Origin of the sequence: Tessaracoccus oleiagri (genome assembly GCF_900103275.1) — a bacterium.
Taxonomy (GTDB): domain Bacteria; phylum Actinomycetota; class Actinomycetes; order Propionibacteriales; family Propionibacteriaceae; genus Arachnia; species Arachnia oleiagri.
On the sequence record NZ_FNGP01000001.1, the window covers coordinates 1021515 to 1040108 of the forward strand.

Consider the following 18594-nt stretch of genomic DNA (forward strand, 5'->3'; position numbering starts at 1 on the left):
TACCAGCGGACCCCCGGAGACTTTCTCCGGGGGTCTCGTCAATTCGGTCCAACCATCATGCTTGGATTGACCCATGAGTGCTCGAAAGATTGGGGTCACCGAGCTGGTTCTCCGTGACGCTCACCAGAGTTTGATGGCCACCCGCATGGCCACCGAGGACATGATCGGCGCCTGCGAGGACATCGACAACGCCGGCTTCTGGTCCGTCGAATGCTGGGGTGGCGCGACGTACGACGCGGCCATCCGCTTCCTCAACGAGGACCCCTGGGAGCGTCTGCGGACCTTCCGGAAGCTGATGCCCAAGAGCCGGCTGCAGATGCTGCTGCGCGGCCAGAACCTCCTGGGCTACCGCCACTACGAGGACTACGTCGTCGACAAGTTCGTGGAGAAGTCCGCGGAGAACGGCATGGACGTCTTCCGCGTCTTCGATGCGCTCAACGACCCGCGGAACATGGCGAGGGCGATGCAGGCGGTCCGCGACGCGGGCAAGCACGCGCAGGGCACGATCTGCTACACCATCTCCCCGGTGCACACCGTCGACGGCTACATCAAGCTCGCCGGGCAGCTCATCGACATGGGCGCGGAGTCCATCGCGCTCAAGGACATGGCCGCGCTCCTGCAGCCGCAGCCGGCCTACGACATCGTCAAGGGCATCAAGGACACCTACGGTGACGTGCAGATCAACGTGCACTGCCACTCCACGACGGGCGTCACGCTCGTGTCGCTGATGAAGGCCATCGAGGCCGGCGCCGACGTCGTCGACACCGCCATCTCCTCGATGTCGCTCGGCCCCGGCCACAACCCCACCGAGTCGCTCGTCGAGATGCTCGAGGGCACCGGCTACGAGACCGACCTCGACATGGAGCGGTTGCTGCGCATCCGCGACCACTTCGCCGGCGTCCGCCCGAAGTACAAGGAGTTCGAGTCCAAGACGCTCGTCGACACCAACATCTTCCTCTCGCAGATCCCCGGCGGCATGCTCTCCAACATGGAGTCGCAGCTCAAGGCGCAGGGCGCCGGCGACCGCATCAACGAGGTCATGGAGGAGGTCCCCAGGGTGAAGGCCGACGCCGGCCACCCGCCGCTGGTGACCCCCTCGTCGCAGATCGTCGGAACCCAGGCGGTCTTCAACGTGCTGATGGGCCGCTACAAGGTGATGACCGGCGAGTTCGCCGACCTGATGCTCGGCTACTACGGCGAGTGCCTGGGCGAGCGCAACCCCGAGGTCGTCGCGATCGCGCAGGCGCAGGCCAAGAAGGAGCCGATCTCGGTCCGTCCCGCCGACCTCATGGAGCCCGAGTGGGAGCACCTCACCGAGGAGGCGTCGAAGCTCGAGGGCTTCAACGGCACCGAGGAGGACGTGCTGACCAACGCGATGTTCCCGAACGTCGCCGCGAAGTTCCTCGCCACCCGCGCCGAGGGGCCGAAGTCCGTCGCCAAGACGCCGGAGCAGCTGTCCGCCGAGCAGGCGAAGGCCGCAGGTCCCGCCCAGGGCATCACCGCCCCCGTCAAGTACAACGTCAAGTTCGCCGGGCGCGAGCACAGCGTCACGGTCGAACCCGCGTAAGGAGCAGCAGATGGTTCACGAGCACACGATGGCCGAGCGCCTCGAGCAACTGCAGGAGCGCAGGGCGAAGGTTCACGCCGGCGGCGGCGAGGACAAGCTGGAGAAGCACCGCGCCAAGGGCAAGCTGACCGCACGCGAGCGCCTCGACGCGCTGCTCGACGCGGGTTCGTTCCAGGAGGTGGGCGCCTTCCGGCGCAACCGAACCACCACGTTCGGCATGGACAAGGCGGACATGGCCGCCGACGGCGTGGTCACCGGCAGCGGGTCCGTGTTCGGCCGCCCCGTCCACGTGGCCAGCCAGGACTTCACGGTCATGGGCGGCTCCGCGGGCGAGGCCCACTCGATCAAGGTCACCGAGATGCTCAACGCCTCGCTGACCACCGGCACCCCGTTCATCTTCATCAACGACTCCGGCGGCGCGCGCGTCCAGGAGGGCATCGACTCGCTGTCCGGCTACGGCAAGGTGTTCTACGCCAATGTGAAGCTGTCCGGCGCGGTGCCGCAGATCTCGATCATCGCCGGCCCCTGCGCCGGCGGCGCGGCGTACTCGCCCGCGCTGACCGACTTCATCATCCAGACCCGCAAGGCCCACATGTTCATCACGGGCCCCGGCGTGATCAAGCAGGTCACGGGGGAGGAGGTGACGCAGGACGAGCTCGGTGGCGCCGACGCGCACATGGGCCGCTCCGGCGTCGTGCACTTCGTGGCCGACGACGACGAGCAGGCGATCCTGATCGCGCAGAAGCTGCTCAGCTTCCTCCCGCAGAACAACACCGAGGACGCCCCGATCGTCAACCCCGACGACGTGGTGGAGCCCAACCCGAAGCTCCGCGACATCCTGCCGGTGCAGTCGAACAAGGGCTACGACGTGCGCGAGGTCATCGCCGAGATCGTGGACCACCGGGACTTCCTCGAGGTCCAGGCCGGCTGGGCGATGAACATCGTCATCGGCTTCGGGCGCGTCAACGGCCGCACCGTCGGCATCGTCGCGAACCAGCCGAAGGTGATGTCGGGCGTGCTCGACATCGACTCCTCCGACAAGGCGTCGAAGTTCATCCGGTTCTGCAACGCGTTCAACATCCCGCTGGTGAACCTGGTCGACGTGCCGGGCTTCCTCCCCGGGGTGGCGCAGGAGCACAACGGAATCATCCGCCACGGCGCCAAGATGCTCTACGCCTACTCGGCGGCGACCGTGCCGAAGATCACCGTCGTCCTCCGGAAGGCCTACGGAGGCGCCTACCTGGCGATGTGCTCGAAGGACCTGGGCGCCGACAAGGTGTTCGCCTGGCCGACGGCCGAGATCGCTGTCATGGGCGCCGAGGGCGCGGCGAACGTCGTCTTCCGTAGGGAGATCGACGCCGCCGACGACAAGGAGGCCCGCCGCCAGGAGCTGGTGGAGGAGTACCGGGAGACGTTCTCGACGCCGTACATGGCTGCGAGCCGCGGCCTCGTCGACGACATCATCGACCCGGCCGACACCCGTCGCGAGATCGCCATGGCCCTGGAGTTGCTCATCGGCAAGCGCGAGCTCCGCCCCGCCAAGAAGCACGGCCTCGGCCCGGCCTGATCGGAGTCTGACATGTCATTGGAACAGCTGCAGGAGCAGCTCGCGGTCCTCGCCGAACGGGTCGCCGCACTGGAGGCGGAGCTGGCGGCGCTGAAGGAGAACCAGGAGATCCCCGAGGAGGACCTGGTGGCCATCGGCGCGGCGGTGGCGGCGTACTTCGGCCACAAGGCCCGGGTGCGGGCCGTCCGCTACGGCCAGCAGTCCCGCTGGGCCGCCGCCACCCGCGAGCGCGTCCACGACCGCAGCGTGCCCCACGTCCGTTGATCCCGAGAGTGCAGGAAACCATGAAGCTGAAAGTGACCGTCAACCAGACGGAGTACGAGATCGACGTCGAGGTGCAGGAGGAGGAGCGCCCGGGGCTGGGGCCGGTGATCATCGGCGTCAACGCCGGTGCCAACCCCATCCCCACCAAGGCGTCCGTCCCCGCCGGGAGCGCCAACGCCATCTCGGCCCCGCTCGCGGGGTCGGTGTCGCGGATCCTGGTCGCCGAGGGTGACGCGATCGAGGCCGGCGCCGTCGTCCTGGTCCTCGAGGCCATGAAGATGGAGACCGAGATCACCGCGCCCGCCGCGGGTACGGTCGGCCGGATCCTCGTGGCCCCGGGCGACGCCGTGCAGGGCGGGCAGCCGCTCGTCGAGCTGGAGGCCTGAGCCACAGGCAGAAGAGGGGTTCCGCCCGACCGGCGGCCGGGTTACCATGCGTCCCTAGGGGGAAGCGATGGATCCGACCGTGTGGCTGGACCTCGCGGCTGCGGCATTGGCGGCCGAGGATCCGGCGGAGGCCGACGAGATGGTGGCGTCTACGCTCACGGCCGTCACGCGCGCGGATCTCGCCGTGCACGTGCAGTTGAGCAACACCGACCCGAAGTGGATGACGCGCACCGCGGTCGGCGACTCGCTGCCGGACCGTCCCGAGACGTGGCCGGACGCGCCGATGATCCGGCGCCACCCGCTCAACGCGTTCTACGCCGCCACCGGTGAGACCAGGGTGACGGCGCTCCGCGACGTCGAGCGGCTCGGTTGGCGCATGGACGACGAGGGGCGACAACTGGTCCGGCGGCTCGGCCTGCCCCCCGAGCAGGTGTCGATGGTCGTCGGGGACGACCCGTCCGCGTTCGACGGCTGGGTCCTCCTCGCGTCCGACCCGTTCACCGAGGCCGAACTCGACGAACTCGAACGTGTCCGCCTCCTGCTCACCGGTCTCGCGAAGCACTGCCGGCTGCTCCGCCAGGCGCTGGCCGTGGCGCAGGGCGGGCCCGTGCTCACACCCCGGGAGAGGGTCATCCTGTGCCTCATCGCGCAGGGGAGGACCGTCGAGGGGATCGCTGCGCGGCTCGCGATCTCGCCGCGCACGGTGCACAAGCACCAAGAGCACCTGTACAGGAAGCTGGGCGCTGCGGACCGCCTCTCCGCGGTCCTCAGCGCCCAGCGATTCGGGCTACTACCCAGCCTGTGATCAGGCGCCCTCGCCGCCCCCCATGTCCGGCAAGGAACAACCGTTGGCCTCAAGCTTCTCGAAGACCAGCATGGTCAGGTGACCGAACTGGTCATCGGTCAGGTACCGGATCTTGCCCGGCTCCTTCCCCTTCTTGTAGTAGGCCCCCGAACCGATCGTGGCCTTCGAATGGATGAGCGGCTCCTGCTCGAGGTCGTGGGCGTCCATGAACTCCGCCACCGCCTCGTCGATCAGGTAGCCACACTCTTCGAGTTCATCCGGTGCCACGAGGAACTGTTTCCCCATGTCGCTCAGCGACACCCAGGCGGTGTTGCTCTGGCTGAGCTGTGCGTACGCGGCGTCCGCCCAGCTCTCCTTGTAACAGTGGTGCGCGCTCGCCAGCGAGGCGTTGCCGACGGCGATCGCCACGGCTCCGCTCGCGACGGCCAGCAGACGCTGCGCGGTACGACGGTTCATTGTCTTCCTTCCGATTCTGGTTCCCCCCATTTGGAACCGGACCAACAAAAGTCTCCGTCGGGCGGCTGCGGTTGGGAATACGCATGAGTGCGTATTGATTGCCGAAGATCCGCAGTCCTTACAAAGCCCGAAGCCTCGACCCAGCCGATTGTGCGCACGGACCGACAGGTTGTGCGACGGCGGAGGGCGGCCCTCGCGAGGGCTGATTGAGTTCCTCTCGGTAACACGCGGTATCAGCCGCGTCCCACTCGACGAGGAGAAATCGATGAAGGTTCACCAGCCTGACGGTGCGGGGAGGCGCTCGATGCAACGCTCCGCCACGCGGTTCCTGGCGTTCACCGGGATCGCCGCCATGGCCCTGACCGGATGCACCGCGGCCTCTGCGCCGCAGGGATCCCAGTCCCCGGCGCCCGCGACGGGTTCCGGCAGCGGCACCGCGAGCGGCAGCTACACCGAGCGCGAGGTCACCGACGGCACGACGACGTTCAAGGTCGTCGACAATCCCGGCGACGGCCCCGACCTCTCATACAGCGCCGACGGTGGCGTGACGCTCCTCGAGGAGGAGATCGACGGGGAGACCTACGCGTTCAAGGACATGAACGGCAACGGCGAACTCGACACCTGGGAGGACTGGCGCCTCGACGCGAGCGAGCGGGCAGCCGACCTCGCCGGGCAGATGACCGTTGAGCAAATCGCCGGCCTCATGCTGTTCAGCTCCCACGAGCGCACGCCGGCCGACGGCCTCACCGACGCCCAGAAGACGTACCTCAGCGAGTCCGGTCTGCGCAACGTGCTCAACGCTGCCGGCAGCGACGCGGCCGTCACCGTTCCTTGGGTCAACGAGATGCAGGCCTACGTCGAGACCCTGGCGACTGCGGAGACGCCGTACGTCCCCGTGAACTTCAGCTCCGACCCCCGCTCGACCGCCGGATCCGGTGGCTACAACGCCGAGGGTGCCGACATCTCGCGCTGGCCCTCCAGCCTCGGCCTGGCGGCCACCTTCGACGCCGAGCACACCAAGAACTTCGGCGAGATGGCCTCGGCCGAGTACCGGGCGCTCGGCATCACGACCGCACTCAGCCCCCAGATCGACCTCGCCACCGAGCCCCGCTGGCTGCGCGTCGGCGGGACGTTCGGCGAGGACGTGGCCCAGAACACCGAGCTCGCGGCGGCCTACGTCGACGGCTTCCAGGGCACCGGGGGAGAGGACGTCTGGGGCTCCGAGTCCGTCAACGCGATGATCAAGCACTGGGCCGGCGACGGGCCGGGCGAGGGCGGTCGCGAGGGCCACACGGACGCCGGCAAGTACGGTGTCTACCCGGGCGGCAACTTCGACGAGCACGCCGACGGCTTCCTCGGCTCGCTCGACTCCGCGGCCGTCATGACCGCGTACTCCATCGCTCTGGACGCCAACGGCGAGCCCCTGTTCGGCGAGCGCGTCGGCACCGCCTACGACAACGGGCGCATGTCCGTCCTGCGTGAGGACAACGCCTACGAGGGCGTCGTCGTCACCGACTGGGGCGTCATGAGCGGATCCAAGGACGAGGGTGCCTTCTTCGGCATGGCGTGGGGCGCCGAGGAGCTCGCTCCCGCCGAGCGGTACCTCGAGGTACTGGGCACCGGGCACGACATGTTCGGCGGCGTGAACGACGCCACCTTCCTCCTCGAGGCCGCGGAACTGTGGCAGCAGAAGTTCGAGGCGGGCGAGCTCGAGGTCGACGCGGAGACCCGCTTCCAGGAGTCGGGCGCGCGCATCCTCACGATGCTCTTCAACCCGGGCCTCTACGAGAGCGCCTTCCTCGACCCCGAGCAGTCCGCCGAGATCCTGGCCAGCGAGGACAAGGTCGAGGCCGGCTACGCCGCGCAGCTCGACTCCGTCGTGATGGTCAAGAACGACGGGGACACGATCGCCGCCGCCGAGGCAGCTGACTGGAAGGACAAGACCGTCTACATCCCGCGGTCCTTCAGCAACGGCTTCGCCAGCGCCTTCGGCCCCGGTGAGTACACCGAGGGCCCGAGCATCGACCTCGAGGTCGCGGAGCAGTACTTCGGCACCGTCATCACCGACGAGGCCGTCACCGACTCCGAGGACAAGGTCACCAGCTACACCGCGCCCGACCTCACCGACGTGGACCTCGTCCTTGTCGGCATGGACAGCCCGGACAACGGCGGCAACTTCTCCAACATCGGCCACGACCTCGAGACCGACGAGTGGTACCCGCTGTCCTTGCAGTACCGCCCCTACACGGCTGACGGCGAGAACGTCCGCAAGACGTCGATCTCGGGCGACCTGCTCGAGGACGGCACCAAGCAGAACCGCTCCTACTACGGCAACACCTCGCGCATCGCGAACGAGGCCGACCTTGACGCCTTCGAGCGGGCGGTCGCTGCGGTCGAGGCCAGCGGCAAGGACATCCCCGTCGTGACCGTGCTGAAGGCCATCAACCCCGTCGTCCCGACGGAGTTCGAGGCCGACTCCGACGCCATCGTCGTCGGCTTCGGCACCAGCGACCAGGCGCTCCTCGAGGTGGCGCTGGGTCTCTACGAGCCCAAGGGCCGCCTGCCGATCCAGTTCCCGGCCGACATGGACACGGTGGAGAAGCAGCTCGAGGACGTCGCGAAGGACATGACGCCCTACACCGACGCCAACGGCAACGCCTACGACTACGGCTTCGGCCTGAACTACTCCGGCCCGATCGCCGGCTGAACAAACCCCGGGTGGCGGGCCGGTCCCCATCGGCCCGCCACCCGCCACCGGTTCCGGGAGCAGCCCGGGGCCAGAGACGACAAGGAAACACGATGAAGACCACCAAGCTTGTGACGACCGGACTCGGTCTGCTGATCACCCTGACCGGCGCGCTGGGCCTCACTGCCTGCTCGGGCGACGCCGGTTCCGCCGCCCCCGCTGCCTCCTCCTCCGCCGCCGCTGACATCGACGTGGCCGAGGACCTCGAGGTCGCCCGCCAGACCGTGCTCGAGGCCCTCGAGGACGACGACTGGAAGCAGGTCATGCTGGCCAGCGACGTCGACGCCCCCACCGTGAAGTACGGGCTCCTCGTCATGCCCTACACCTACTCCGAGAAGACCTCCCGCGTGCAGGGGACCATCGAGGTCGACGGCGGGAACTTCACCATCGAGGCCGACTCGGCCGCCACCGGCCAGACCTGGCAGATCGACCAGGACGGCACCATCACCGAAGTGACCGAATAGCCCCCGGTCGCGCACAATCATCAAGTCAGTGCTCGAAGGAGACAAGTAGTGAACGCCAGACCGCAGCAGGTCGCTGATCGCCGGAAGGCACCCATGTCGAACAAGAGGTTCCTCTGGATCTGGATCCCGGTGCTCGCGACCGTGACGGCGCTCGTCGTCGCCGCCAACGTCGCGCTCGTCGTCGGAGGCGGCTGGGTGGAGTCCCAGCTCGGGTCGGGCACCTACACGTTCACGAACTCGGAGGAGTCCGAGGGCTGGGACACCGAGTACTACACCGCCGACTTCGCCAGCATGGACGAGGTCGACGCGGCGGCCAAGGAACTCGTCGAGGAGATCGCCGCGGGCGGCATCGTCCTCGCGAAGAACGACGGCGGTGCCCTGCCGCTCGCGTCCTCGCGACGGGTCACCATGCTGGGGCGCGCCGCGGCCGACCCCGTCTTCGGCGGTGCCGGCTCCGGCTCCGTCGACACCCGCTCCGCGGTGACCGCCCGCGGCGGCCTCGAGGGCGCCGGCTTCGAGGTCAACGAGCAGGTCTACGCGACCATCGAAGCGTTCGCCGCGGAGAACCGGCGCGGCCACATCGAGATGGACAACCCCGGCGCCTCCAGCTACAACGTCGGGGAGCTGCCCGTCGCACAGTACGAGGAGCTGCAGGGCTCCTTCCAGGACTTCTCGGACGCCGCGATCGTTTTCATCGGCCGCCCGGGTGGCGAGGGCGGCGACCTCACCCGCGACATGTCCGGGTGGGACGACAACGCGGCCGAAGGCCAGCACCAGCTGGAGCTCAACCAGGACGAGCGCGACCTGATCGCGCTCGCGAAGTCGTCGTTCGACACGGTCGTGGTGGTCGTCAACGCCTCGACCACCATCGAGATGGGCGACCTCCAGGACGACCCGGGGGTCGACGCGATCCTGCTCGCGGGCTCGCCCGGCGCCAGCGGCTTCTCCGCCCTCGGCGGGATCCTCGCCGGTGACGTGAACCCGTCCGGCCGCACGGCCGACGTGTGGGCCGCCGACTTCACCAAGGACCCGACCTACGCCAACTTCGGTGACTTCATCTACTCCAACATCGAGGCCTCGTTCCCGGTCTCCGCGGTGGAGCGCGCCACCTCGAACGCGACGCTGACCTCCGACGCCCCCTTCGTGAACTACGCCGAGGGCATCTACATCGGCTACCGCTACTACGAGACCGCCGCGGCGGAGGGATTCATCGACTACGACGACGCCGTGGTCTACCCCTTCGGCTACGGCCTGAGCTACACGGACTTCGCATGGCGGGTCGTTTCCTCCGAGGCGAGCGAAGTCGACGGCACCATCAAGGTCGACGTCGAGGTCACCAACACCGGCGACGTGCCGGGACGCGACGTCGTCGAGCTCTACTACTCCGCCCCGTACACCCCGGGCGGCATCGAGAAGTCCGACGTCGTGCTGGGTGACTTCGCCAAGACCGGCCTGATCGAGCCCGGCAGCTCTGAGACGCTCACGCTGGAGCTCGCCGTCGAGGACATGGCGTCCTACGACCACCTCGAACAGCGCGCCTACGTCCTTGAGGGTGGGGAGTACGAGATCACGCTGCGCACCGACTCGCACACGGTGGCAGATGGCGTCGAGCCCATCACCTACACGGTGGCGGACGACGTCGTGTACTCGGGTGACGACCACCGCTCCACCGACCTGGTTGAGGTGACGAACCAGTTCGACGACGTGTCGGCCCAGTTCACCGCCGAGCCGCAGGACGGCAAGATCCTCTCGCTCTCGCGGGCGGACTTCGCCGGGACCTTCCCCACCGCCCCCTCCGAGGCCCAGTACGTGGCCGACGACGCGGTCGTCGCAGGGTTCACCCCGTGGGACCACGAGGCCGCCGCCGACGAGTTCGAGGGCGAAGCGCCGGAGACGGGGGAGGGATCCGACCTGACGCTCATCGACATGCGGGGCCTCGCCAAGGACGACCCGAAGTGGGCCGAACTGATGGACTCCCTCACCGTGGGGGAGATGACCGACCTGCTGCTGAACGGCGCCTACCAGACCGCCGGCATCGGCTCGATCGCCAAGCCGCAGACCCTGGAGCCGGACGGCCCCGCGGGCTTCTCCTCGTTCATCAACTCCTCCATCAACGGCGTCGCCTACCCGTCGCAGTTCCTGATTGCCCAGACCTGGGACGTGGAACTGGGCACCGAGATGGGTCGCATGCTCGGCAACGAGGCGCTCCACAAGGGCATCAACGGCTGGTACGCCCCCGCGGCGAACCTGCACCGCTCCCCCTTCGGCGGCCGCAACTTCGAGTACTACTCGGAGGATCCGCTGCTCTCGGGCGCGATGCTCACCTCGGTGGCCAACGGGGTCGCGGAGAAGGGCGTCTACACGATGCTGAAGCACTTCGCGCTCAACGAGCAGGAGACCAACCGCGTCAACAACGGCATCGCCACCTGGGCGACCGAGCAGACCATCCGTGAGCTGTATCTCAAGCCGTTCGAGATGGCGGTGAAGAACATCACGATGGACGTCCCGTACATCTCCGACGGCAACCGCACCGACACCACCATCGGCGCGGCGGGCATCATGAGCTCGTTCAACCGCATCGGCACCACGTGGGCCGGTGGCTCGGAGGCGCTGATGACCAACGTGCTCCGCGACGAATGGGGCTTCCAGGGCTTCGCCATCTCGGACTTCAACCTGTACCCGTACATGAACCCCAACCAGAGCATCAGCGCGGGCACCGACTTGACTCTGACGTTCCAGCCGTCGAAGTCCTTCGAGGACACGAAGTCGGCCAAAGCCGTCACGGACATCCGCAACGCCACCCACAACATCCTCTACACGGTGGCGAACTCCAACGCGATGAACGGGTTGGCTCCCGGCGCCACGGTCTCGTACACCCCGCCCACCTGGGTGTACGTGCAGTACGCCGTCTCGGCGGCGCTCGGCGCGCTGGTGCTGCTGGGTGGATTCCTGGTGTGGCGACGGGTCCGCCGCCACGGCTGACCACTGGCTCGTCCACGACCCACTGCGGGCCCCGCTTCAGGCGGGGCCCGCAGCGTCGTCTCCGCTCAGAACCAGGGGCGGACGGTGCTGTCGAAGCGGGCGAGCGCGGAGCCGATCGCCATGTGCATGTCGAGGTACTGGTAGGTGCCCAACCGGCCCCCGAACAGCACCCGCGGCTCGTCGGCGGCGGCCTGCCGGTACTGCTCCAGCACCGCGCGGTCGCCCGCCGCGTTCACGGGGTAGAACGGCTCGTCGGCAGCTTCCGCGAAGCGCGAGAACTCCCGCACGACCACCGTCCCCGAGCGATGCGTCCGTTCGGGGTGGAAGTGCTTGAACTCGAGCGTGCGCGTGTACGGCACGTCCTCGTCGCACTCGTTGACCACCGACGTGCCCTGGTGGTCGTCGATGTCCAGGACGCGGCGCTCGAAGTCCAGCGTCCGCCAGCCGAGCGTCCCGTACCGGTGGCCGAAGTAGCGGTCGAGGGGTCCGGTGTACACCACGGGCACCTGTCCGACGACGGCATCGCGGCTGAGTTCGTGGCCGGGTGCCAGGAAGTCGACCCCCAACCGGATGTCGATGCGGGGATGGTCCGCCATGCGCTGCAGCCAGGCGGCGTACCCGTCGCGGGGCATGCCTTGGTGCGTGTCGTTGAAGTAGCGGTTGTCGTAGTTGAATCGAACGGGTAGCCGGGTGATGATGCCCGCGGGCAGGTCGCGGGGGTCCGTCTGCCACTGCTTGGCGGTGTAGCCCCGGATGAACGCCTCGTACAGCGGGCGCCCGATCAGCGAGATGGCCTTCTCCTCGAGGTTGCCCGGCTCGCGCCCGGCCAGTTCGGCTGCCTGCTCGGCGATGAGCCGGCGCGCCTCGTCGGGGCCCATTCCGCGGCGGAAGAACTGGTTTATGGTGCCCAGGTTGATGGGGAGCGGGAACACCTCGCCACGGTGGCGCGCGTAGACGCGGTGCTCATAGGGGGTGAAGTCGGTGAACCGGTTGACGTACCCCCACACCTTGTCGTTCGACGTGTGGAAGATGTGCGCACCGTAGCGGTGCTCCTCGATGCCGGTGTCCTCGTCGACCGTGCTCCAGGCGTTGCCGCCGATGTGGTCCCGTGACTCGACGACCGTGACTTGGAGGCCCAGCTCATCGGCGGCGCGCTCCGCGATGGTGAGCCCGAACAGCCCGGAGCCCACGACCAACAGATCCATATTCCCTCCCGGCTGCGCTCAGCCAAGGCTACCAGCGTGGCCGGGATGCCGATTGGTAAAGTTGGCTCGCCAGTGAGGAGGGCCGCGATGATCACCATCGGCGTCGTCGACGACCAGAGGGAGAGCCGCCACCTACTCATGTCCTACCTCGCGAGGTACGAGTTCGAGCACGGGGTCCAGTTCAAGGTGGAGGAGTTCGCCGACGGGTCGGAGCTCACCGCCGCCTATCGTCCGCGGTTCGACATCATCTTCCTCGACGTCCAGATGGACAACCTCGATGGCTTCGCGACCGCCCGCCTGATCCGGGAGGTCGACCCCGGAGTGATCCTCATCTTCGTCACGAACATGGCGCAGTTCGCGATCAAGGGCTACGAGGTGGACGCGCTCAGCTACCTGCTGAAGCCGGTGCCCTGGTTCGCGTTCTCGCAGGAACTGAAGCGGTCGCTCGAGCGGCTCGACAAGGCTCGCGACGACCACATCCTGCTCACCGTCGGCGGGGAGATGTTGCGGGTGGACCTGGCGGACGTCGTCTACATCGAGAGCATCAAGCACCGGCTGGTGTTCCACACCCGGGAGGGCAAGCTGTCGATGCTCGGCACGCTGAAGGAGATGGCGGCGCAGCTCGAGCCCCGGGGCTTCTACCGATCCAACAGCTTCCTGCTGGTCAACCTGCGGCACGTGGAGGGGTTCAGCGGCGGGGAGTCGAGGCACACCGGCGGCATCTCCCTGCCCGTGAGCCGGGCGCGCAAGAAGCCCTTCCTCGAGGCGCTGACCGACTACTTCGGCGGGAACCCGGCATGACGGAGATCCTGCCCAACATCCCGCGGGCGGTCACCGGGCTCGCCGAGTGGCTCGCCTGCGTCGTCTACATCGTGGTGCTGCCCCGGCGCTGGGGCGTCGTCGGGACCGTGGTGACGGTCGCCGGCGGCCTGGTCCTGCTCGTCGGCGTGCAGCTGTTCGCCGGCACGCTGCCCCAGTACCTGTGGACGCTCGGCATGGGGCTCGCCGCCACCAGCATGCTGGCGTTCGTCGCCGTCGCGACGACGGTGAACCTCCGCGACGCGGGCTACGTGACGGCGCGCGCGTTCGTGCTCGCCGAACTGGTGGCGTCGCTGGAGTGGCAGATCCACACGTTCTACTTCCACCCCGAGCCCGGCGTCACGACCCTGTTCCCGACGCTGGCGCTGCTGGCTTTCTACGCCGGTGCCTTCGGTGCTGCGCACATGCTCGAGCGACGGCACTTCGACTCCACTGCACCTGCGGTCGGGCCGCGAATGCTGGCGATCGCTGCGGCGATGGCGCTGGGGACGTTCGCGCTCAGCAACCTGAGCTTCGTCACGCCCAACACCCCCTTCAGCGGCGAGCTCTCCCGTGAGGTGTTCTACATCCGCACGCTCGTGGACCTGGCCGGCTACATCGCCCTCTACGCGCAGCACGAGCAACTGCGGAAGCAGCGGGCCGACCTCGAGGTGGCCGCGATGGACGCGGTGCTGCGTACGCAGCACGACCAGTACCTGGCGGCCAAGCGCGACATCGAGGCGGTGAGCCGCGCCTCCCATGACCTCAAGCACCACCTCGCGGTCATCCGGGCGGAACTGGACCCGGAGCGCCGCGGGAGGCAACTGGACGCGCTGGAGGAGACCCTGGACGAGTTCGGGGCCGCGTTCGACACCGGCAACCCCGTGCTGGACACCGTCCTGACATCCAAAGCGCGCTACTGCCGTTCCCGGGGGATCAACTTCACCGCCGTCGCCGACGGGGCGGCGCTCGGGTTCGTCGACGTGATGGACTTGGCGAGCATCTGCGGCAACGCGTTGGACAACGCCATCGAGTCCGTCCTGCGGCTGCGCGACCCGGAGCAGCGGCTGATCCGGGTCGCGGTGTTCAACCAGGCACGGTTCGTCGTGATGAAGTTCGAGAACTACTTCGACGGGGAACTGCGCTACGAGGAGGGCGAGCTCGCCACCCGGAAGACGGGCGACATGCACGGCCTCGGACTCAAGAGCATCCGGCACGCGGCGGAGAAGTACGGCGGCGAGGCGACGTTCTCCGGTCGGGAGAACTGGTTCACCCTGACCGTGCTGCTCCCGATCAGTTGAAGCCGACGACCGACTGGGCCAGGCGGTAGGCGAGCACCGAGATCGTTCGTCCAGGCCTGCCCGGGAGGTTGACCAGCCGGCCGATGCTGCTGCGGCGCAGCCGCTGGTGCGCCGGGGCGTGGGCGGCGCGCAGGTCACGCCACAGCTCACGCTTCTGCTGCAGGTGCTCCGGGCGGCCCGCGCGGATCAGCATGATCGACGAGACGGCGCACACGAGCCCCAGGTAGTGCACCTGGTATCGGTGCAGGGCGCTCGGCGTGGCGCCCGCGGGGGGCAGCGCATGGATCATCGCGCGGTTCACCCGCAGCTGTTGGTCGAGTCGTTTCAGCATCACGGCCTCGTTGACCGACTGGTCCGAGCGGCCGATGTGGTAGCGGTACAGGTCGACGTCGAGGTAGAAGAGCCGGGACACGTACGGCAGGGGGAGGAACGCATAGAGGTTGTCGACGTAGAACGTGTGCTCGGGCAGGCGGAGGCCGGAGTTGCGCAGCACCGCCGTGCGATACGTGAGCGCGTGCATCAGCATGCCCTGGTCGGGGCGGAACCGGCCCACCTCCTGCCATCCGAACTCACGACCGACGGGCAGCGTCGAGCGGTACCGCATGGCGTGGCAGTGGGCCTTGCCCTCCTTCTCGTAGACGAAGTTGCTGACTACCAGGTCCAATCGGTCCTGGCCACGGAGAACCCCGAGCAGCGCAGTCAGCGCCCCGCGATCGAGCCAGTCGTCACTGTCCACCACTCGGAAGTAGCGCCCGGTGGCCGCGTCGAGGCCCGCGTTGACCGCTGAGCCATGGCCGCCGTTGGGCTTGTCCACGACGCGGACCGCTCCGGGGTGTTGTGCAGCGTAGCGGTGCGCGATGGCGGAGGTGTCGTCGCTGGAGCCGTCGTTGACGACGATGACCTCGAGGTCGTCGTCCTGCGGCAGCATCGAGTCGAGGCAACGGTGGAGGTAGGCCGCCGAGTTGTAGCTCGGCACCGCCAGGGTCAGCGTCTTCATCGGAGCTCCTCTCAGGCAGCCTGCTCGGCGGGGACTTCCTCCGCGGGCACCGGCTCCTGGCGGAAGATGACCTTGAAGATGGGGTAGAAGACCCAGAACGAGATCGCGGCGTTGATGATCATCGTGACGACGTCAGCGGCGGTCTCGCCCGTCTGGCCCCAGCCCAGGGTGTCGATCAGGAACGTGTAGATCGGGGCCTTGTAGAAGCCCTGCGCGGCCGCGGCCACGAGCGTGATGACCACGTAGGCCACCAGGTACCAGAAGGCGGCCCGCCACACGCTCGTGTTGGACTTGAAGGTGATGTTGCGCTGGGCGAAGAAGTTGATCACCTGCGCGATGCCGATGGCGAGCTGCACCGCCAGGAAGTACGCCAGGCCGCCGCCGCCGTCGGGCAGCGGACCCGCGGCGTAGTCGAAGATGAAGTACTGCGACCCGTCCACGTTCGACCCCACCGGCCAGACCTGGAAGTTGGTGTCGATCAGCGACGTCCGGGCGAAGATCGCCCGGAACACCGGCATGACGACGATCTGCAGCACGGTCACCCCATTGCTGAGGATGAAGAACATGAGGAACTTCGACAGCTCCGGGCGGCGCTCGCTGAAGCGGCTCCACATCGTGCGGACCTTCGTGAACATGGGCGGGTTGCTCCTTGTGGATCAGAGGGGGTTGGTGAGGCTGCGCGTCAGGGCCTTGCCGGTGCGCCGGTTGCGGACGAATCCGCCGACGACTTCCTTCAGTCCGCGGAAGTGGTGGCCGTTGACGAGGGCGACGATGCCGTCGACCATCTCGTCGCTGACCATGCCGTTGGACATCTTCGCGATGGCCCGGAACGGCATGTTGTAGAGGAACTGGATGTTCAGGTCGGGCTCACCCTTCGCCTCGCTCCTACGGCGCAGCGTGAGCAGGACCCAGTGCGCCAGCCGGGCGAGCGGGCTGCGGGCCCGTCGCAGGTCACCGAGGGGGTCGTTGCGGTCGAGCTCCGCGGAGTTCGACTCACGTGGTACGACGATGCCGAAGAACTCCCCGAGCTCGTCGTCGGTGAGGCCGCGGAGCATCGCGCGTCGCACCGTCTCGGGAGCGACGGGGGTGTCGAGGGTCGTGCCGGGCACCTCCAGCTTCCCGGTGAGGGGCAGGTCGGCCGAGCTGCCGCCGACCATGACCAGGCGGGTGCCGTCCTCCACAACCCAAGTCCCGGAGCCGACGTCGAAGTGGCGCCAGGTGTAGCGGTCGAACGGGATGACCACGCGGGCGGCCGCGCCGGGCGCCAACCGCACCTTGGCGAAGCCCTTGAGCTCCTTGACCGGGCGCACGATGGCGCTGTCCGGCGTCGCGACGTAGAGCTGGGCGACCTCCGCACCGGCGACCGGGCCGGTGTTCGTGACGGTGAACTCTGCGCCCTCGGGCGTGACGCGGAGGTCCGAGTACGCGAAGTCGGTGTAGCTGAGCCCGTGCCCGAAGGGGTAGCGGACGGCGCGGCCGGCGGCATCGGCGTGCCGATAGCCGACGAAGAGGCCCTCGCGGTAGACGCTCCACGCGCCCTCGGCGGGGAAGCGGCCGAAGGCCGCCGTGTCCACCAGCGATACGGGGTACGTCTCGGCCAGCTTGCCGGACGGGTTCGCGGCGCCGGTCAGGATCCGCATCGCCGCCTCGGCGCCCGCCTGCCCTGACAGGTAGCCGTGCACGACGGCGCGCGCCTGCTCCGTCCACGAGAGGTCCACCACGGACCCGGCGCTCAGCACGACGACGACGTTGCCGTTCACGGCGGCGACGGCGCGCAGCAGCGACAGCTGGGCGTCCGGCAGGTCGATGTGGCGCCGGTCCACGCCCTCGGACTCACTGATCTCGTCGAGCCCGAGGTAGACGAGCGCCACGTCCGCGCTCCGCGCCGCCTCGACGGCTCGAGACTCCAGCTCGGCGTCGATGGGGGAGTGGCGGCGGTATCCCTGCGCGTAGGCCGTCAGTTCCAGCCCGGTGCTGAGGATCGCCTCGCGCGCCGAGCTGAGTCGCGTGGGGTTGACCTGCGAGGAGCCGGCTCCCTGGTAGCGGGGGGTGTCGGCCATGTCGCCGATCAGCGCGACGCTGGTGCCGGGGGCCAACGGGAGGAGGGAATCCTCGTTGCGCAGCAGGACCATGGACTCCTCCGCAGCGCGGCGGGCCAGCGCATGGTGCGCGTCGTGGTCAACGGTGGGGCGCGCCCCCGCGCCCGCGGTGAGTGCGAGTCGGATGACCTCCGCCGCTCGCGCGGTCAGGTCGGCCTCCGGCAGGCGTCCCCCCTCGACGGCAGCCACGAGCTGGCGCACCGAGTCGAGCCCCGGGGCGGGCATCTCGAGGTTGGCCCCGGCGGCGATCGCGGCGGCCGCGTCGTTGCTGCCACCCCAGTCGCTGATGACGACGCCGTCGAAGCCCCACTCGTCGCGAAGGATCTCCGTGAGCAGGTGGCGGTTCTCGTGGGCGTAGGTGCCGTTGACCTTGTTGTAGGAGGTCATCAGCGCGCGGGGCGACGCCTCGCGCACGACGATCTCGAAGGCCGTCAGGTACAGCTCGCGCAGGGTGCGCTCGTCGACGATGGAGTCCGACGCCATGCGGCGGAGTTCCTGGCTGTTGACGGCGAAGTGCTTCGGCGTGGCAGCCACGCCCTCCGCCTGGATCCCCCGCACGTAACCGGCGGCGAGCTTGCCGCTCAGGTAGGGGTCCTCCGAGAAGTATTCGAAGTTCCGGCCGCCCAGCGGGCTGCGCTTCAGGTTGAGGCCGGGACCGAGCAGCACGTCGACGCCGAGGGAGGCAGCCTCGCGGCCCAGGGCGTGCCCCAGCTCCTCGGCCAGGTCGACGTCCCAGCTGCACGCCACCGTCGCGGACGTGGGGAAGCAGGTGGCGGGCTCGGACGCGTTGAGGCCGAGGTGATCGCCGGACCCGACCTGCTTGCGCACGCCGTGTGGGCCGTCGGCCATGAAGAACGAGGGGACGTCGTGCCGCGGCAGGTCGCGAGACTCCCAGACGTTCTTGCCGCTCAGCAGCGCGGCCTTCTCGAGCGTCGTGAGTTCGTTGGTCATCGGCAT

15 protein-coding genes are annotated in these 18594 nt (G+C 68.4%); 10 read left to right on the forward strand and 5 right to left on the reverse strand.

Going from position 1 to position 18594, the window contains the following annotated elements; all coding sequences use genetic code 11:
* Nucleotides 1–73 precede the first annotated feature (73 nt).
* From BLR46_RS04655 to BLR46_RS15245, 5 genes are all read left to right on the forward strand, one after another.
* Nucleotides 74–1567 (forward strand): methylmalonyl-CoA carboxytransferase subunit 5S, encoded by a 1494-nt coding sequence (locus tag BLR46_RS04655; protein WP_093249310.1) that lies wholly within the window; start codon nt 74–76, stop codon nt 1565–1567.
* A gap of 10 nt (nt 1568–1577) precedes the next feature.
* Complete coding sequence (locus BLR46_RS04660) at nt 1578–3134, forward strand: acyl-CoA carboxylase subunit beta (protein ID WP_093249311.1); 1557 nt, start codon at nt 1578–1580, stop codon at nt 3132–3134.
* A 12-nt stretch (nt 3135–3146) separates the two neighbouring features.
* Entirely contained in the window at nt 3147–3398 is a 252-nt protein-coding gene (locus BLR46_RS04665) for a hypothetical protein (RefSeq protein ID WP_093249313.1), read from the forward strand.
* A 20-nt stretch (nt 3399–3418) separates the two neighbouring features.
* Entirely contained in the window at nt 3419–3784 is a 366-nt protein-coding gene (locus BLR46_RS04670; protein WP_093249315.1) for a biotin/lipoyl-containing protein, read from the forward strand.
* Nucleotides 3785–3851: 67 nt separating this feature from the next.
* Nucleotides 3852–4589: a LuxR C-terminal-related transcriptional regulator gene (locus tag BLR46_RS15245; RefSeq protein WP_093249317.1), complete on the forward strand. Its 738-nt coding sequence runs from the start codon at nt 3852–3854 to the stop codon at nt 4587–4589.
* Here the strand turns inward: BLR46_RS15245 and BLR46_RS04680 are convergent, their stop codons facing one another.
* On the reverse strand, nt 4590–5045 hold the full coding sequence (locus BLR46_RS04680; protein WP_093249318.1) for a hypothetical protein: 456 nt from the start codon (nt 5043–5045) through the stop codon (nt 4590–4592). It lies immediately after the preceding gene.
* Nucleotides 5046–5349: 304 nt separating this feature from the next.
* On the opposite strand from BLR46_RS04680, the gene BLR46_RS04685 reads away from it, so the two are divergent.
* The 3 genes from BLR46_RS04685 (at nt 5350) to BLR46_RS04695 (ending at nt 11237) form a co-directional block, all read left to right on the forward strand.
* The gene (locus tag BLR46_RS04685; protein WP_093249320.1) at nt 5350–7752 is read left to right on the forward strand and encodes a glycoside hydrolase family 3 N-terminal domain-containing protein; all 2403 of its coding nucleotides are present in this window, start codon (nt 5350–5352) and stop codon (nt 7750–7752) included.
* A gap of 92 nt (nt 7753–7844) precedes the next feature.
* Nucleotides 7845–8255, forward strand: a complete 411-nt coding sequence (locus tag BLR46_RS04690; protein ID WP_093249321.1) for a hypothetical protein — start codon at nt 7845–7847, stop codon at nt 8253–8255.
* A 93-nt stretch (nt 8256–8348) separates the two neighbouring features.
* On the forward strand, nt 8349–11237 hold the full coding sequence (locus tag BLR46_RS04695) for a glycoside hydrolase family 3 C-terminal domain-containing protein (protein WP_093249585.1): 2889 nt from the start codon (nt 8349–8351) through the stop codon (nt 11235–11237).
* 65 nt (nt 11238–11302) lie between these two features.
* Here the strand turns inward: BLR46_RS04695 and glf are convergent, their stop codons facing one another.
* Nucleotides 11303–12442, reverse strand: a complete 1140-nt coding sequence (glf, locus tag BLR46_RS04700) for a UDP-galactopyranose mutase (RefSeq protein ID WP_093249324.1) — start codon at nt 12440–12442, stop codon at nt 11303–11305.
* 87 nt (nt 12443–12529) lie between these two features.
* Between glf and BLR46_RS04705 the strand changes: the two genes are divergently transcribed.
* Both BLR46_RS04705 and BLR46_RS04710 read left to right on the forward strand, forming a co-directional pair.
* The gene (locus BLR46_RS04705) at nt 12530–13243 is read left to right on the forward strand and encodes a LytR/AlgR family response regulator transcription factor (RefSeq protein ID WP_093249325.1); all 714 of its coding nucleotides are present in this window, start codon (nt 12530–12532) and stop codon (nt 13241–13243) included.
* On the forward strand, nt 13240–14541 hold the full coding sequence (locus tag BLR46_RS04710; RefSeq protein WP_093249326.1) for an ATP-binding protein: 1302 nt from the start codon (nt 13240–13242) through the stop codon (nt 14539–14541). The genes BLR46_RS04705 and BLR46_RS04710 overlap by 4 nt, the downstream gene beginning before the upstream one ends.
* Here the strand turns inward: BLR46_RS04710 and BLR46_RS04715 are convergent.
* Genes BLR46_RS04715 through BLR46_RS04725 form a run of 3 tightly spaced genes read right to left on the reverse strand, consistent with a single transcriptional unit; the run spans nt 14534 to nt 18588 of the window.
* Nucleotides 14534–15538, reverse strand: a complete 1005-nt coding sequence (locus BLR46_RS04715; protein WP_093249328.1) for a glycosyltransferase family A protein — start codon at nt 15536–15538, stop codon at nt 14534–14536. The genes BLR46_RS04710 and BLR46_RS04715 overlap by 8 nt on opposite strands.
* Nucleotides 15539–15549: 11 nt before the next feature.
* Nucleotides 15550–16173, reverse strand: coding sequence for a GtrA domain-containing protein (locus tag BLR46_RS04720; RefSeq protein WP_093249329.1), 624 nt, complete (start codon nt 16171–16173; stop codon nt 15550–15552).
* Nucleotides 16174–16194: 21 nt separating this feature from the next.
* Entirely contained in the window at nt 16195–18588 is a 2394-nt protein-coding gene (locus BLR46_RS04725) for a glycoside hydrolase family 3 C-terminal domain-containing protein (protein WP_093249331.1), read from the reverse strand.
* Nucleotides 18589–18594 lie beyond the last annotated feature (6 nt).